General features: G+C 67.2%; 17 protein-coding genes. 12 read left to right on the forward strand and 5 right to left on the reverse strand.

Annotation, left to right across the window (positions count from 1 at the left end):
• The first annotated feature begins 149 nt into the window (after positions 1-149).
• The 4 genes from ACP7AU_RS03455 to ACP7AU_RS03470 all read left to right on the forward strand — a co-directional run bounded on the left by ACP7AU_RS03455 (position 150) and on the right by ACP7AU_RS03470 (position 3,283).
• A complete protein-coding gene (locus ACP7AU_RS03455) occupies positions 150-1,613 on the forward strand; it encodes a protein adenylyltransferase SelO family protein (RefSeq protein ID WP_426050530.1) in 1,464 nt (487 codons plus the stop codon).
• A 110-nt stretch (positions 1,614-1,723) separates the two neighbouring features.
• On the forward strand, positions 1,724-2,245 hold the full coding sequence (locus ACP7AU_RS03460; RefSeq protein ID WP_426037032.1) for a DUF2975 domain-containing protein: 522 nt from the start codon (positions 1,724-1,726) through the stop codon (positions 2,243-2,245).
• A 7-nt stretch (positions 2,246-2,252) separates the two neighbouring features.
• Positions 2,253-2,489 carry a helix-turn-helix domain-containing protein gene (locus ACP7AU_RS03465; RefSeq protein WP_426037030.1) on the forward strand — a complete coding sequence of 79 codons (237 nt, stop codon included), beginning with the start codon at positions 2,253-2,255 and terminating at the stop codon, positions 2,487-2,489.
• A 353-nt stretch (positions 2,490-2,842) separates the two neighbouring features.
• On the forward strand, positions 2,843-3,283 hold the full coding sequence (locus ACP7AU_RS03470) for a DoxX family protein (RefSeq protein WP_426037028.1): 441 nt from the start codon (positions 2,843-2,845) through the stop codon (positions 3,281-3,283).
• Here ACP7AU_RS03470 and ACP7AU_RS03475 read toward each other — a convergent pair.
• Complete coding sequence (locus tag ACP7AU_RS03475) at positions 3,252-3,443, reverse strand: DUF2256 domain-containing protein (protein WP_426037026.1); 192 nt, start codon at positions 3,441-3,443, stop codon at positions 3,252-3,254. The two genes, ACP7AU_RS03470 and ACP7AU_RS03475, sit on opposite strands and share 32 nt — an antisense overlap.
• Before the next feature lie 53 nt (positions 3,444-3,496).
• Between ACP7AU_RS03475 and ACP7AU_RS03480 the strand changes: the two genes are divergently transcribed.
• From ACP7AU_RS03480 to ACP7AU_RS03490, 3 genes are all read left to right on the forward strand, one after another.
• The gene (locus ACP7AU_RS03480; RefSeq protein WP_303696758.1) at positions 3,497-3,979 is read left to right on the forward strand and encodes a MerR family transcriptional regulator; all 483 of its coding nucleotides are present in this window, start codon (positions 3,497-3,499) and stop codon (positions 3,977-3,979) included.
• 4 nt (positions 3,980-3,983) lie between these two features.
• Positions 3,984-5,768: an acyl-CoA dehydrogenase C-terminal domain-containing protein gene (locus tag ACP7AU_RS03485; protein WP_426037024.1), complete on the forward strand. Its 1,785-nt coding sequence runs from the start codon at positions 3,984-3,986 to the stop codon at positions 5,766-5,768.
• Between the two features lie 173 nt (positions 5,769-5,941).
• Positions 5,942-7,105, forward strand: coding sequence for an acyl-CoA dehydrogenase family protein (locus tag ACP7AU_RS03490; RefSeq protein WP_426050531.1), 1,164 nt, complete (start codon positions 5,942-5,944; stop codon positions 7,103-7,105).
• Between the two features lie 63 nt (positions 7,106-7,168).
• Here the strand turns inward: ACP7AU_RS03490 and ACP7AU_RS03495 are convergent, their stop codons facing one another.
• Positions 7,169-7,504, reverse strand: a complete 336-nt coding sequence (locus tag ACP7AU_RS03495) for a GIY-YIG nuclease family protein (RefSeq protein ID WP_426050532.1) — start codon at positions 7,502-7,504, stop codon at positions 7,169-7,171.
• Between the two features lie 156 nt (positions 7,505-7,660).
• On the opposite strand from ACP7AU_RS03495, the gene ACP7AU_RS03500 reads away from it, so the two are divergent.
• The 4 genes from ACP7AU_RS03500 to ACP7AU_RS03515 all read left to right on the forward strand — a co-directional run bounded on the left by ACP7AU_RS03500 (position 7,661) and on the right by ACP7AU_RS03515 (position 10,650).
• A complete protein-coding gene (locus ACP7AU_RS03500; protein WP_426050533.1) occupies positions 7,661-8,059 on the forward strand; it encodes a hypothetical protein in 399 nt (132 codons plus the stop codon).
• Positions 8,056-8,769, forward strand: coding sequence for a 16S rRNA (uracil(1498)-N(3))-methyltransferase (locus ACP7AU_RS03505; RefSeq protein ID WP_426050534.1), 714 nt, complete (start codon positions 8,056-8,058; stop codon positions 8,767-8,769). The genes ACP7AU_RS03500 and ACP7AU_RS03505 overlap by 4 nt, the downstream gene beginning before the upstream one ends.
• 4 nt (positions 8,770-8,773) lie before the next feature.
• Positions 8,774-9,214 carry an ion channel gene (locus ACP7AU_RS03510; protein ID WP_426037014.1) on the forward strand — a complete coding sequence of 147 codons (441 nt, stop codon included), beginning with the start codon at positions 8,774-8,776 and terminating at the stop codon, positions 9,212-9,214.
• Positions 9,215-9,294: 80 nt separating this feature from the next.
• On the forward strand, positions 9,295-10,650 hold the full coding sequence (locus ACP7AU_RS03515) for a glutamate--cysteine ligase (protein ID WP_426037012.1): 1,356 nt from the start codon (positions 9,295-9,297) through the stop codon (positions 10,648-10,650).
• A 67-nt stretch (positions 10,651-10,717) separates the two neighbouring features.
• On the opposite strand, the gene ACP7AU_RS03520 is transcribed toward ACP7AU_RS03515, so the two are convergent.
• Positions 10,718-10,855: an entericidin A/B family lipoprotein gene (locus ACP7AU_RS03520; protein ID WP_426037010.1), complete on the reverse strand. Its 138-nt coding sequence runs from the start codon at positions 10,853-10,855 to the stop codon at positions 10,718-10,720.
• A gap of 115 nt (positions 10,856-10,970) precedes the next feature.
• On the opposite strand from ACP7AU_RS03520, the gene ACP7AU_RS03525 reads away from it, so the two are divergent.
• Entirely contained in the window at positions 10,971-12,629 is a 1,659-nt protein-coding gene (locus ACP7AU_RS03525; RefSeq protein WP_426037008.1) for a thiamine pyrophosphate-binding protein, read from the forward strand.
• A 131-nt stretch (positions 12,630-12,760) separates the two neighbouring features.
• Here ACP7AU_RS03525 and ACP7AU_RS03530 read toward each other — a convergent pair whose 3' ends face one another.
• Positions 12,761-14,038 (reverse strand): bifunctional folylpolyglutamate synthase/dihydrofolate synthase, encoded by a 1,278-nt coding sequence (locus tag ACP7AU_RS03530; protein WP_426050535.1) that lies wholly within the window; start codon positions 14,036-14,038, stop codon positions 12,761-12,763.
• A 9-nt stretch (positions 14,039-14,047) separates the two neighbouring features.
• Positions 14,048-14,965 (reverse strand): acetyl-CoA carboxylase carboxyltransferase subunit beta, encoded by a 918-nt coding sequence (locus ACP7AU_RS03535; protein WP_426050536.1) that lies wholly within the window; start codon positions 14,963-14,965, stop codon positions 14,048-14,050.
• Between the last annotated feature and the right edge of the window lie 146 nt (positions 14,966-15,111).

Raw genomic sequence — 15,111 nt, forward strand, 5'->3', positions numbered from 1 at the left:
CTCCGGGCCGCATTGACCACCTTCGGCTGGTCGGGGCCCCGGCGCCGTCACGACGTTCTCGAACCGCAAACCTTTCGAGGCCGGAACCGCGAACCCCGCCAACGCCGTCCGCCATTGCAGCCGAGACGACGGACGTCCATTTGCAGCCCATGCCCGCTGGTCCCGCCTATCGTCCCGAACCCCGTTTCTTCGATCTGGGCGAGGAGTATGGCGACGCCGTTGGGCCCGCCGACTTTCCCGAGACGATCCTGCGCGTCCGCAACGACCGGGCTGCAGCGACCGTGGGGCTCGATAGTCTCACTGACGCCGAATGGATCGCCCATTTCGGACGGTTCCAGCCCCTGCCCGGCCAGCCCGGCCCGGTCGCCATGCGTTATCACGGGCACCAGTTCCGCACCTACAACCCCGACCTTGGCGACGGGCGCGGCTTCTTGGCGGCGCAGATGCGAGAAACAATCCGCGCTCAAGCAGCGAACGACCGCGTCGCGAGCGGTAGCGCGCTTCCAGGTCGTCTTCTCGATCTGGGAACAAAAGGCTCCGGCACGACCCCCTGGTCCCGCTCCGGCGACGGCCGGCTGACGCTGAAGGGCGGCGTCCGCGAGGTTCTGGCCGCGGCCATGCTGGAAGCGCAAGGCGTTCCGACCAGTCGCGCCCTGTCGCTGATCGAGACCGGTGAACATCTGGAACGCGGCGACGAACCCTCCCCCACCCGCTCGGCCGTGCTCGTCCGTCTTCAACATAGCCACGTCCGCTTCGGAACCTTCCAGCGCGCCGCCTTCTTCGGCCGCGCCGACCAGATCGAGACCCTGGTCGAGCATGTCCGCGCCCTCTATCACCCCGCCGTCGCCCCCGGAGACGCGCCCGGCCTGCTCGCCGCCATCGTCGCCGCCTCGGCCCGGTTGACGGCCCGCTTGATCGCCGCCGGCTTCGTCCACGGCGTGCTCAACACCGATAATCTTAACGTCACGGGCGAGAGCTTCGACTACGGCCCGTGGCGGTTGCTGCCGTCCTACGAGCCCGGCTTCACCGCCGCCTATTTCGACTCCACCGGCCTCTACGCCTTCGCGCGCCAGCCGGAGGCGGTGTTCTGGAACCTGACCCAGCTGGCCGGCTGTCTGAAGCTGGTCGCCGACGCCGAGCCCCAGGTTCTGGCATTGACCGAGGCCCTGAACGGCTTCGGTCCGGCCTATATCCGCGAGCTGCGCGTCGCCTTCCTCGACCGGCTCGGCGTGAAGAGCCTCGGCGAGGCTGCGGATCAGCGCCTGCTCGATACGACCCTGGCCCTGCTGCGCGAAAAGGGGGAGGCGATCCGTTGGGAGCCCCTGTTCCACGACTGGTTCGCCGGCTTCTCCTCCTCGGCCCGCGCCCTCGCCGGTCCGCGCGCGAGCGAATGGCAGGGCGAGGCCTTCGACGCCTTCCGCTTCGCCCTGTTCGAGCACGAGCCCGACCGGCCCGAACGTCTGGAGCACTCCATCTTCGCCAACCCCGATCCTGAAGAGATGCTGATCGACGAGGTCGAAACGCTCTGGTCCGCGATCGACACCGCCGACGACTGGTCGCCCCTGCACGACAAGCTGGCCCGGCTGGAAGCGACCCGCGCCGCCCGCGCCTGAAATCTTACGAAAGCTTCATATCGTTTATCGAGAATATTCTTGATCGATAATCAATAAACTCATATCGACTATCAACATGGCCGCACCTGTCGCGGCGTGGAGGTCGTCAAGTGAAGCTCATCGGTCGTCGTTCCGTCGCCGGCGTCCTGCGCTGGGTCCTGGGGCTCGTGAACATAGCCGTGGCCTTTGCCGTGATCGCTACGGGCCTGATGCTTGCGGCGTCCCTGGTCGTGCCGGACTTCGGCGCCGGCTTCATCGATAGCCTCGCGGACAACGAGGCCGGCTGGCGCCCCTTGATGCTCAACGAGCGCGCCACCTTCCTCGCCGCCTTTGTCGCCACCCTGAGCACCTGGTGGGTCCTCAACCGCCTGCGCCGGATGTTCCTGGCCGTGAACCAGGGCGACGCCTTCGAACGCGCCAATGTCGGACGCCTGCAGGGGGTCGGCTTCGGTCTGATCGGCGTGCAGATCAGCGCCTTCATCCTGGCCTGGACTGTGCCGGAGGGGGTCATCGACAACCTCGACTATTCGGTCGATCTCGGCGCCTGGCTGGGCATCCTGATCGTCTTCATGCTCGCGGAGGTCTTCCGCCAGGGCGCGGCCATGCGCGACGATCAGCAGATGACGGTCTGAGGGCGCCATGGCCATCATTGTTCTGCTCGACCAGATGCTCGTCGAACGCCGCATGTCGCTGACGGAGCTCAGCGACCGGGTCGGGGTCACCATCGCCAACCTGTCCATCCTGAAGACGGGCAAGGCGCGCGCCATCCGCTTCTCCACCCTGGACGCCCTGTGCCGCGAACTGGGCTGTCAGCCGGGCCAGTTGCTGGCCAACACGCCGGGCCCGCAACCGACCGCAGAGGCTGGCGAAGAGTGACCAGGATCGCTCTGGCTCTTCGCGCCGGGGCGACGCGATTTAGCGGGCTCAGAACCCCGTCATAGCGGCATTTTGGCCACGCGAAACATTAAGTCATCAGTTGATGTCATCAATTGATGTCTACGGCTGATGACTTTTTGGTCAGCTCTGCCATATCTGTCCTCAAGGCGGCGGCCCTCCGGGATTACCGACTTGTATGCATACCGCCACCCTACGGCCCCGTAGCTGCGGCACAGCTTCTTCATTACCTTCGGTTACGGTGTGGCTTGGGACCTCTTGCGGAAGCCGATGCCCGATCTGATCTAGACACTGTTACCAATTCACCCGTCCTCCCCGACGAAATCGAAAACGCCATGTCCACGACCTTCACCCCCTCCCCCACCACCGGCCGCGCCCCCGTTTCCGCCGCCCGCGCTCGCGCGGTCGCCGGGTACCGCAATCTCGCGCTCTGGACCCTCCAGGGATGGGCGGCGATGTTCTTCTTCGCGGCCGGCTACGCCAAGCTGACCGAACCGCTCGACAATCTGGTCGCCTTGATGAACTGGCCGGCGCTGGTCAGCGAAAACCTGGTGCGCGGTGTCGGCATCGTCGAGATCGTCCTGGCGCTCGGCATGCTGGCTCCACTGGTGTCCTGGAAGCTCGGCCGCTGGCCCTTGCTGATCTCGGCCGCCGGCCTGACCGCACTGGAAGTCGTCATGCTGTCAGTTCACGCCGCCGGTCTGGATATCGGCCTGGCCCTGACCAACGTGGCGCTGCTTGCGATCACGATCCCGGTGCTGCTGGGGCGCCGCTGACCCTCACACGCCGGCAGCGTTCGGAACAGAATTTCACATGCTCCCAGTCGCGGGCCCACTTGGCTCTCCACGCAAAAGGTTTGCCGCAGGAGACGCACGTCTTCTGCGGCAAATCGCGCTTGTCGGGCGCAACGCCCCTGTTGACGTGTTTGCGCGCCATGCGCCTTAAAAGCTTCCCTTTACGTGCGCGTCAAGTTTGGGTTATGTCGGCGTATGGCGACTGCCGACGATCATCGCACATATTCGATCCGCCAGCTCTGCCGGGAGTTCGGGGCGACCGCGCGCGCCCTGCGCTTCTATGAGGACAAGGGCCTGCTGACCCCGGCCCGCAAGGGCCAGACCCGGGTCTATGATGCCCGCGACCGCGCTCGCTTGAAGTTGATCCTGCGCGGCCGCCGTATCGGCTTCACCCTGACCGAGATCCAGGAAATGCTGGATCTGTACGACCGCAACGACGGCAACACCCATCAGATGGCCATCGCCCTCGCCCGCCACCGCGCGCAGATCGAGGCATTGAAGCAGCAACGCGATGACCTCGACGCCGCCATTGAGATGGCCGAGGCAGCCTGCGCGGCGATGGAATCCCGCCTGTCCGAACAGCGCCCCGACCTTCTGCCCGGCGCCGAGGAATACGCCTCGGTGCTGCGCCAGCACCTCGACCAACACGCCCATCATCCGTTCAAGCTGAGAGCCTGACCCCATGGCCTACAAGGCGCCTGTCCGCGACCTGACCTTCGTCCTGAACGAGGTTCTGGAGATCGACCGTTACTCGAACTCGCCCGGCTTCAAGGATGTCTCCTCCGATCTGGTCCAGCAGATTCTCGAGGAGGGGGCGAAATTCGCCGAGGAGGTCATCGCCCCCATCAACCGGATCGGCGATCAGCAAGGCTGCAAATGGGTCGACGGCAAGGTCACCGGCCCGGCCGGCTGGAAGGAAGCTTATCACGCGATGGTCGAGGCCGGCTGGCCCGCCCTCTCGGCCCTGCCCGAGCATGGCGGCCAGGGCATGCCCTCGGTCGTGGCCATGGCGTTCGGCCAGTTCACGGCCGCAGCCTCCGCCGCCTTCTCGATGTATCCGGGCCTGACGGCGGGCGCCTACTGGGGGCTGAACGCCAACGGATCGCCTGAGCAGAAGGCCATGTATCTGCCGAAAATGGCGTCCGGCGAATGGGGCGGCACCATGAACCTGACCGAGCCCCAGTGCGGCACGGACCTGGGCCTGATCCGCACCAAGGCGGTCCCGAACGGTGACGGCAGTTTCAACATCACCGGCCAGAAGATCTGGATCAGCTCGGGCGAGCACGACTTCACCGACAACATCATCCATCTGGTGCTGGCCCGCATCGAGGGCGCGCCGGAGGGGATCAAGGGCATCAGCCTGTTCGTCGTGCCCAAGGTCTTCGTCAATGATGACGGCTCGCTGGGCGAGCGCAACGTCGGCGCCGCCTGCGCCGGCCTCGAGCACAAGATGGGCATCCACGGAAACGCCACCTGCGTCATGGCCTATGAGAACGCCAGGGGCTGGCTGGTCGGGACCGAGAACAAGGGCATGGCCGCCATGTTCGTGATGATGAACGAGGCCCGCCTCGGCACCGGCCTGCAGGGCCTGTCGATCGGCACCGCCGCCTATCAGGCCGCCGTGGAATTCGCCCATGATCGCCTGCAGGGCCGGTCCCTGACCGGACCGAAGAGCCCCGAACTGCCGGCCGACTCCATCATGGTCCACCCCGACGTGCGCCGCATGCTGCTGGAGGCCAAGGCCTTCGTCGAGGGCGGCCAGGCCTTCACCCTGTGGACCGCGCTCCAGGCTGATCTTCAGCATTCGGACGATGCCGCCGAGGCGCAGAAGGCCCATGACTATATGGGTCTGATCACCCCGGTTCTGAAAGCCTATCTGACCGACAAGGGCTTCCACGTCGCCTCGCTGGCGATGCAGGTGCACGGTGGTTCGGGGTACACGGAGCATTTCGCGGCGTCGCAGTATCTGCGCGATGCCCGCATCACCATGATCTACGAGGGCGCCAATGGCATCCAGGCCCTGGATCTGGTGGGCCGCAAGCTTCCCGCCAACGGCGGTCGCGCGATCATGAGCTGGTTCGCCGACATCGACGCCTTCGTGGCCGAGAATGGCGGCGAGGGCCCGATCAAGCCCTTCGTCGACGGCCTCGCCGACGCCAAGAAGAAGCTGCAGGACGGCACCATGTGGCTGATGCAGAACGGTATGCAGAACCCGGACAACGCCGCCGCCGCCTCGACAGACTATCTGCACATCTTCGGCCTGACGGCGCTCGCCTATCTGTGGGCCCAGATGGCGGTCGCCGCCCAGAAACAGGTGGACGCCGGATCGACCGACCCCTTCTATGTCACCAAGCTTCAGACGGGCCGTTACTTCGTCGAGCGGATACTGCCGGACGCCCACGCCCACCTGGCCAAGCTGAAGACGGGTTCCGACGTCCTGATGGCCATGCCCGCCGAGGCGTTCTGAGGACGCACCAGCCTCTTCCTCCCCCGAAGGGGAGGGAGGTCGGCGCGTAGCGACGACCGGGTGGGGAGGGCCGGGCGATCCACACGCCGGTGTCCACTTCGCCATGACGCCCCCACCCGGCCGCTGCGCGGCCACCCTCCCCCACAGGGGGAGGGAGATGATCGAGTGAGACCATGAACGTCCTCAACGTCCCCGAACCCGATTTCATGCAGGACGAGGAGATCACCCTCTTCTCCGACAGCGTCGGCAAATGGATCGACGAGCACGCCGCGCCCGAGGCGGTCCAGTCGTGGATCGCCAACTCCAGCGTCCCGCGGCAGCTGTGGAACGACGCCGGCGAGGCGGGACTGCTGGGCCTGTCGATGCCCGAGGAAGATGGCGGCATGGGCGGAGACTATCGCCACGAGGTCGTGCTGATGCGTCAGCTCGGCTGGAAGGGCTCCGACCACTTCGGCATCTCGCTGCACAACGCGATCGTCATGCCCTACATCTGGCACTACGGCACCGAGGAGCAGAAGACGCGCTGGCTGCCGCGTCTGGCCACCGGCGAACTGGTCGGTGCCATCGCCATGACCGAGCCGGGCGCCGGCTCCGACCTGCAGCGCGTCAAGACCACCGCCATCAAGTCCGGCAACGGCTATGTGGTGAACGGCTCGAAGACCTTCATCACCAACGGCCAGCTGGCCAACTTCATCATCGTCGTCGCCAAGACCGACCCGACCCAGGGCTCCAAGGGCACCTCTCTGATCGTGGTCGAGACCGACGGCGCGGGCGGCTTCGAGCGCGGCCGCAACCTCCACAAGATCGGCATGGAGGGCAACGACACCTCCGAGCTCTTCTTCAACGACGTCCAGGTCCCCGGCGACAACATCATCGGCGGCGAGGAAGGCCGGGGCTTCATCCAGCTGATGCAGCAGCTCCCCCAGGAGCGGCTGAACATCGCTGTTCAGGGTCTGGCCGCCTGCGAGCGCGGCCTGCACGAGACGCTGGAGTATGTGAAGGGCCGCAAGGCCTTCGGCAAGGCGATCCTGGAATTCCAGAACACCCAGTTCAAACTGGCCGAGGTCAAGACCAAGCTGACCGTCGCCAAGGTCTTCGTCGACCACTGCATCGGCCTGCACCTGAAGGGCCAGCTCGACGCCGTGACCGCCTCCATGGCCAAATACTGGGTCACCGACATCCAGGGCGAGACCCTCGACGAGATGCTCCAGCTGCACGGCGGCTACGGCTATATGAACGAATATCCCATCGCCCAGCTCTACAAGGACGCCCGCGTCCAGCGCATCTACGGCGGCACCAACGAGATCATGAAGGTTCTGATCGCGCGGAGTCTTTGACTCCAACACCGCCGCCTTGTCATCCCCGACGAAGCGCAGCGAAGATCGGGGACGGGGACGTGCCTAACCCGCAGGCCCGGTCGGCTCCGCCGAACCGGGCCCGTGCCTGAGCCTCACCTCGCCATACAAATCCAGCCACCTCGGATTGTCCTTCTCCACCAGCGCGAACTTCCATTCACGCAGCCAGCGCTTGATCCGCTTCTCGCGAATGATCGCCTTGTCGATGTACTGATGGGCCTCGTACCAGACGAGTTGATCGATCCCGTGCTCGGCGGTGTGTGCCGGGATCAGACCTTCCTTATGCTCGGCCACCCGCCGCACCAGGTCGTTGGTCACGCCGACGTAAAGCCAGCCACAGGGTCCGTTCGCGAGTAGATAAACATAGAATTGCTTCTGCATAGCCGGCCACCCGGCTCAACCCTTGTGGGTTGTCCGGGAGCGGTCAAGGTTGTGCGCTTCGGTCCCCGATCTCCGCTTCGCTTCGTCGGGGATGACAAGCTCGCCTCGCCTGTCGCCAAGGATGGCCCCATGCCGGCGCAGCGGCTATGAGGCGACATGCGCAAGACCGCCCCTCAACGACTGGCCGAACGCGAGGCCCGGGCCCGCTCGGAACTGCTCGACAGCCTGTTCGACGCGTGGATCGGTCAGGCGAGCAATGCCGCGACCCTCGACCGCCTCGGCCCGGTCGACCCTCTGAACGCCGCCGACGTTTCGCGCGCGCTCAAGTCCGACATCGCCGGTCCCTTCGGCGAACTGACGCGTGAGACCCAGGGGCGCATCCGGGCCGCCCTGACCGTCCTCGCCTTATCGGACGGCCAGGAGTTTCGCGCCTACTGGCTCGATCTGCGCGCCCCGTTCGGCGCCACCGAAGCCGAGGCCGACGCCATCTTCCCCGTCGTTGCACGGACGTTCGGCGCCAGACTGCCCGACACGCCGCCGAAGACCGCATCATGATCCGCCTTCGCGTCATTCCGGACCTGTCCGCCGGCGCCGCGGTCGCCCCGACGCTCGACCAGTCGCGCTATCTGACCCAGGTCATGCGGCTGAAGCTCGGCGACGATCTGCTGGTCTTCAACGGTCGTGACGGCGAGTGGCGCGCCACCATCGCTGAAATACTCAAGAAGGGTGTCGTCCTGCGCGCCGGGGAACAGGTCCGCCCCCAGACTCTCGGCCCCGACCTCGAACTGATCGTCGCCGTGGTCAAGAAATCGCGCGTCGAGACCATCGTCGAGAAGGCCGCCGAACTCGGCGCCCGCCGCGTCCGCCTGACGGTCACCCAGCGCACCAATGTCGAGCACGTCCGCCTCGACCGCCTCGACGCGATCGCCATCGAAGCCGCCGAACAGACCGGTCGGCTCGACGTGCCGACCGTCGACGATCCCGAAAAACTCGCCGCCATCCTCGACGGCTGGGACGGCGCGCGCCGGCTGATGTTCTGCGACGAGACAGGGGGCGCGCCGGTCGCCGCCGCCGTTACCGAGCCCGATCCCTGGGCCATCCTGATCGGTCCTGAAGGCGGCTTCTCGCCCGAGGAGCGCGAGCGTCTGCGCGCCCTGCCCTTCACCACGGCCGTGTCTCTGGGTCCGCGCATCCTGCGCGCCGACACCGCCGCCATCGCCGCCATGACCCTGTGGCAGGCCGCCGTCGGCGACTGGGAGCGCTAGGGACATGCTGGCGGAACTGGCCATCGCGACGGTGATGGTGCTGGTCACCGTCATCCTGCACGGGGGCGGCCTGCTCGCGGTCGGGCACCTGATGGAGATGCGTGAACACTCGATCGGCAAGACCCGCGTCAGCCCCATGTCGATCGAGGGCGCCATCGTCGCGGTCCTTGCCGCGCTCGGCCTGCTCGTCCTGCATGGGGTGGAGATCTGGCTCTACGCCCTTCTGTATCGGGTCATCGGCGCGGTGGAGACCGTGCGCGAGGCGGTCTATTTCTCGACCATCGCCTATGCCTCGATCGGCTTCTCGGACGCCGCCATGGCTCCGGAATGGAAACTGCTGGGTGCGCTGGAAGGCATCAACGGCGCGCTTCTGCTCGGCTGGTCGGTGGCCTTCTTCGTCACCCTGATGACCCGCTTCCTGCCCGCGCGCAGGCACGACGGCTGATCGTCCGGCCCAACCCCTTGAGACCGACCGCAATCTCGCCCATCTAGCCGCAACGGGCTGTTGCCCGATCCGGGGACTGCATGACCGATCCGCTCACCTTCGACGACCTGGTCGGCGTCATGGCCAGGGGCGCCAAGCCCAAGTCCGAATGGCGCGTCGGCGCCGAGCACGAGAAGTTCGGCTTCGACAAGTCAACGCTGCGCCGCCCGGCCTATGACGGCCCGAACGGCATCCTGGCCATGCTGACGGGCCTGCAGCGGTTCGGCTGGTCCCCGGTCGAGGAAGCTGGCCATGTCATCGCCCTGGAACGCAGGAACGCCGAAGGCTACGCCGCCTCGATCAGCCTGGAGCCCGGCGGCCAGTTCGAACTGTCGGGCGCCCCGCTCCAGACCATCCACGACATCTGCTCCGAGACCGGCCAGCACCTGATGGAGGTGAAGATGGTCGCCGATGAGCTGAACCTCGGCTTCCTCGGCGCCGGTTTCGACCCGAAATGGACCCGCGAAGACGTGCCGGTCATGCCCAAGGGCCGCTACGACATCATGCGCGCCTATATGCCGAAGAAGGGCAATCTTGGCCTCGACATGATGCTGCGCACCTGCACCATCCAGGCCAACCTCGACTTCGGGTCAGAGGCCGACATGGTGGCGAAGTTCCGCACCTCCCTGGCGCTCCAGCCCATCGGCACCGCCCTGTTCGCCTGTAGTCCGTTCACCGAGGGGCGACCGAACGGCTTCCTTTCCGCCCGCGCCAACGTCTGGACCGACACCGATCCCGACCGCACCGGCATGCTGGATTTCGTCTTCAAGGACGGTTTCGGGTTCGAGACCTATGCCAACTACGCCCTCGATGTGCCGATGTATTTCGCCAAACGCGGCGAGACCTATGTCGACGCCTCAGGCCAGTCGTTCCGCGATTTCATGGATGGAAAGTTGCCCGCCTTGCCCGGCGAGTTGCCGACGCTGAAGGACTGGGGCGATCACCTGACCACCCTGTTCCCGGAAGTCCGCCTGAAACAGTATCTGGAGATGCGCGGCTCGGACGGCGGCCCGTGGAGCCGGATTTGCGCCCTGCCCGCCCTGTGGACCGGCATCTTCTATGACGCGCCCTCGCTCGCCGCCGCCTGGGACCTGTGCAAGGACTGGGACATCGAGGACCACGAGCGTCTGCGTCGCGACGTGACCCGGCTCGGCCTGCGCGCCGAGGTCGCCGGGCGATCGGTCCGCGACATCGCCGTCGACATGGTCGCCATCGCCCGCCAGGGCCTGAAGAACCGCGCCAGATTCTCCGGCGGCATGGTCGATGAGCGCGGCTATCTGTCGGAACTGGAAGACATCGCCGACACCGGCGTCACCCCTGCCGAACGGATGCTCGACCTGTATCACGGCGAATGGAAGGGCGACGTCGACCGCATCTACCGCGACTTCGCCTACTGATCTTCGGACAGCGAAAAGCCCGCCGCAGCGCGACGGGCTCTTCCAGTCTTCGCCGCAGCGAAGGCCTTTAGTTCTTGGCGGTCTCGGCGCCGGTGCTGACGGCCGAACCGGCGGCAGAGACGTCGCGGCCGACGCCCGAGATGGTGTTGCAGGCCGACACGGCCAGGGCGGCGGCGACCAGCGACAGGGTGATGATCTTTTTCATGGTGGAGTTCCCCAATGGTGAGGCTCCGATAACGCCGAGCTTCGCCCTGGGTTGCATGCCCATGGTGAAGCGCTCGAGGTCGCCAAGCCATGGGTCGATCTGCTAGTTCGCAAGGATGACGCAAGCCCCCGGAACCGCCGCTCGCCGCCTCGTCGAGACCCTCGCCGTCAATGGCGTCACCCGCGTGTTCTGCGTGCCGGGCGAAAGCTATCTGGCCGTCCTCGACGCCCTGGTCGACCACCCGGAGATCGAGGTCATCACCTGCCGGCACGAGGCGGGCGCGGCCAACATGGCCGAGGCCTATGGCAAGCTGACGGGCAAGCCGGGGATCTGCATGGTTACGCGCGGCCCGGGCGCGACCCACGCCTCGATCGGCGTGCACACGGCGCATCAGGACTCGACGCCGATGATCCTGTTCGTCGGCCAGATCGCCCTGACCGATCGCGGCCGCGGCGCCTTCCAGGAGGTCGATTACCGCGAGGTCTTCGGCGGCCTCGCCAAATGGGCCACCGAGCTGGAGAGCCCGGAGCGCAGCGTCGAGATCGTCGAACGCGCCTTCGCCACGGCGCTTCAGGGCCGGATGGGGCCTGTCGTCATCGCCCTGCCCGAGGACATCCTGCACGAACCCGGCGGTCCGGCTCCGATCCGCGCGGTGACGCCGGCCAGGGGCGGCCTCGATCCCGCCTTCGTCGTCGACCTCGGCGACCGTCTGTCGAAGGCCGAACGGCCCCTGCTGGTCCTCGGCGGCTCCGGCTGGACCGACGAGGCCGCCTCCGCCATCGGCGACTGGTCCGAACGTCTCGGTCTGCCCGTCGCCCTGTCGTTCCGCAGGAAGGACATCCTGTCGAATGACCGGTCGAACTACGCCGGCGACCTCGGCCTCGGCTGCAATCCCGAGCTGATGAAGCGGGCCAGGGACGCCGACCTTCTGATCGCCCTCGGCGCCCGGCTCGGCGAAAACCCGACCCAGGGTTACACCCTGTTCACCCGCGACCACACGGCCGACCGGCTGGTACATATCCATCCTGGCCCGGAGGAACTCGGCCGCGTCTGGACGCCCCTGACCAGCGCCAGCGCGGACAACAGCCTCGCTGCACTCGCCCTCGCCACGCTCGACCCCGGCCGCACCTGGCATGATCACGCCAGGGCCGCCCACGACCACTACCAGGCCTTCTCGACCCCGGTGCCGGTCACCGGCGCGGTCAATATGTCGGAGTGCATGGCCCACCTCGGCGAGGTTCTGCCGCCGAGCGCCGTAGTCACCAACGGCGCAGGCAATTTCGCCGCTTGGCTGCACCGCTTCTATCGCCACCGCGCCTGTCGCACCCAGCTGGGCCCGACCTCGGGGGCCATGGGCTATGGCTACCCGGCCGCCATCGCCGCCAAGTCCCTGCATCCCGACCGCGAGGTCATCTGCGTCGCCGGCGACGGCGAGTTTCTGATGACCGGCCAGGAGATGGCCACCGCCGTCCAGTTCGGCATCAAGGTCGTCGTCATCGTCGTCGACAACGGGACCTTCGGCACCATCCGCATGCACCAGGAGGGCCACTATCCCGGCCGGGTCATGGCCACCGACCTGAAGAACCCCGACTTCGTCAGATACGCCGATGCCTTCGGCGCCTTCGGGATCCGCTGCGAGAGCACCGAGGCCTTCCCCGCCGCGCTCCAGGCCGCCCGCGACGCCGCCAGGGACCGCCCCGCCCTGGTCCATCTGATCACCTCGGCCGAGGACATCGCGCCCAACCGGACCATCACGGGGTTGCGGGCGAAATAACCCCACTCTCCGTCATCCTCGGGCTTGACCCGAGGACCCAGTCGCACCGACTTCAAAACTGCGTAGATGTTGCAATGCCGTCGCTGGGTCCTCGGGTTCGCTTCGCGCCCCGAGGATGACGGACGAAGTCCTCACACCGGCCACGTCTTCGGGCTGGCCCCCAGCACCTCGCCGGCGAGATACAGCGAGCCGCAGATCACCACCCGCCCGGCGCCGAGCCTGAGCGCGCGGCTCAGCGCGGCTTCCACCGACGACGAACTCTGCGCCCCCAGACCATGCCCACGCGCCACGGCCGCCAGCGCCGCCGGATCCGCCGCCGCGCCTTCGAAGCCGACGGTGAAGACGTGCGCCCCGGTGTCCTTCAAGGCCTCGAAGAATCCGCCGTGGTCCTTGTTGGCCAGAATGCCGACGATCAGGGCCAGCGGACGCGGCGCCTTCCTCTGTCTCTCCCCGATGGCCTCGGCCAGAGCCCGCCCCGCGTGCGGATTATGCCCTCCGTCCAGCCACAGCTCGGTCTCCGCCTGTCCTGCAATCTCGCCATAGGGACCCGCCGCCAGCCGCTGCATCCGCGCCGGCCACCGCGCCTCCGCCACACCCGCAGCGATGGCCTCCGCCGGCAGGTCCAGCTCCAGCGCCACGGCCACGGCCAGCCCCGCATTGGCGATCTGGTGCGGCCCCTTCAGCCCCGGCGCCGGCAGGTCGAAGAACTGGTCCTGGTCCTGGAACACCATGCCGCCGCGCTCGTCCCAGGCGTCGAAGTCTACCCCCATGACCGTCAGCGGCGCATGGGCGGCCATCGCCCGCGCCTCGATCACCGCCATCGCCGTCTCCGACTGCCGCGCCACGACCCCGCGTGCGCCGGCCTTCAGGATTCCCGCCTTCTCGCCCGCCACGCTCTCGATCCGCGTGCCGAGGAACTCGGCGTGGTCCAGATCGACCGGCGCGATGACGCTCAGCAGCGGCCGCTCGATGACATTGGTCGCGTCAAGCCTCCCGCCCAGGCCCACTTCGACGATGCACAGGTCGGCGGGCGTCTCCGCCATGGCGACGAAGGCTGCGGCGGTTGTGCTCTCGAACACCGTGGCCTCGACGCCCTGCACAGCCTCGATCCGGTCCAGGATCGCCGACAGCGCCTCGTCCGAGATCAGCTCCCCCGCCAGCCGGATGCGCTCGTTGAACCGCACCAGATGGGGCGAGGTGTAGACATGGACCTTCAGCCCGGCCGCCTCGGCCATGGCGCGGATGAAGGCGATGGTCGATCCCTTGCCGTTGGTCCCGGCCACATGGATCACCGGCGGCAGGCGATCCTGCGGATTGCCCAGCACCGCGCACAGGGCCCGCATCCGGTCCAGCGACAGGTCAATCTTCTGGGGGTGGCGCAGGCGCAGGCGTTCGGAGACAGGATCCATGGCGGGAGCCTAGGCCGCCTGACGCCGTCCGCCCATCAGCATCGACAGCAGCTTGCCCAGGGTCTCCGGCAGGTCGGCGCGGGCGACGACGCGGTCGACCATGCCCTTTTCCTGCAGATATTCGGACCGCTGGAACCCGGGCGGCAGCTTCTCGCGGATGGTGGTCTCGATCACGCGCGGTCCCGCGAAGCCGATTAGGGCGCCCGGCTCGGCCAGGTGGATGTCGCCCAGCATCGCATAGCTGGCCGTGACCCCGCCGGTCGTCGGGTCGGTCAGGACCACGATATAGGGCAGCTGGGCGTCCTTCAGTTCCTGAACGGCCAGGGTGGTGCGGGCCATCTGCATCAGGCTCAGCGCGCCCTCCTGCATCCGCGCGCCGCCGGCGGCGGTGAAACAGACCAGGGGCACGCCGCGCTCGATCGCGGCCCGGGCGGCGGCGATGAAGCCTTCACCGGCCGCCATGCCCAGCGAACCGCCCATGAAGGCGAAATCCTGGACCACTGCCACGGCGGGCGTGCCGGCGATCTCGCCGAAGCCGATGGACATGGCGTCCTTGGTTCCGGTGGCCTTGCGCGCCGCGATCAGCCGCTCGCGATAGGGTTTGCCATCCGAGAACTTCAGCGGATCCTCGACCACGTCGGGCGAAGAGATCACCTCATACTCGCCGTCGTCGAAGGTGTAGCCCAGCCGCTGGGTCGCGTTGATGCGCATGTGCCGGCCGGACTGCGTCACCCACAGGGCGGCCTCCAGGTCGGAGCGGTACAGCATCTCGCCCGAATCCGGGTCCTTGACCCACAGATTGTCCGGCGTCTCGCGCCGGCTGACGATCTTGCGAACGCCGGGGGCGAACCGGCTGAGCCAGCCGCCGCGCTTTTCCTGAGGCTTCGGAGGAGTTTTGTCAGCCATCTTGCCTCGTGGGCGGGCCATGCCCGCCGTCCCTTCACCGTGCACCCCGGCGAAGGCCGGGGTCCAGTTGTAAACTTCCGCATCCCCGACAGCAGCCGGGCGTTGATACCAGACACCGCGCCTTCGATCTGGCCCCCGGCCTTCGCCGGGGTGCACGGAGCATGGTG

The organism is Brevundimonas sp. SL161 (genome assembly GCF_049896985.1).
Taxonomy (GTDB): Bacteria; Pseudomonadota; Alphaproteobacteria; order Caulobacterales; family Caulobacteraceae; genus Brevundimonas.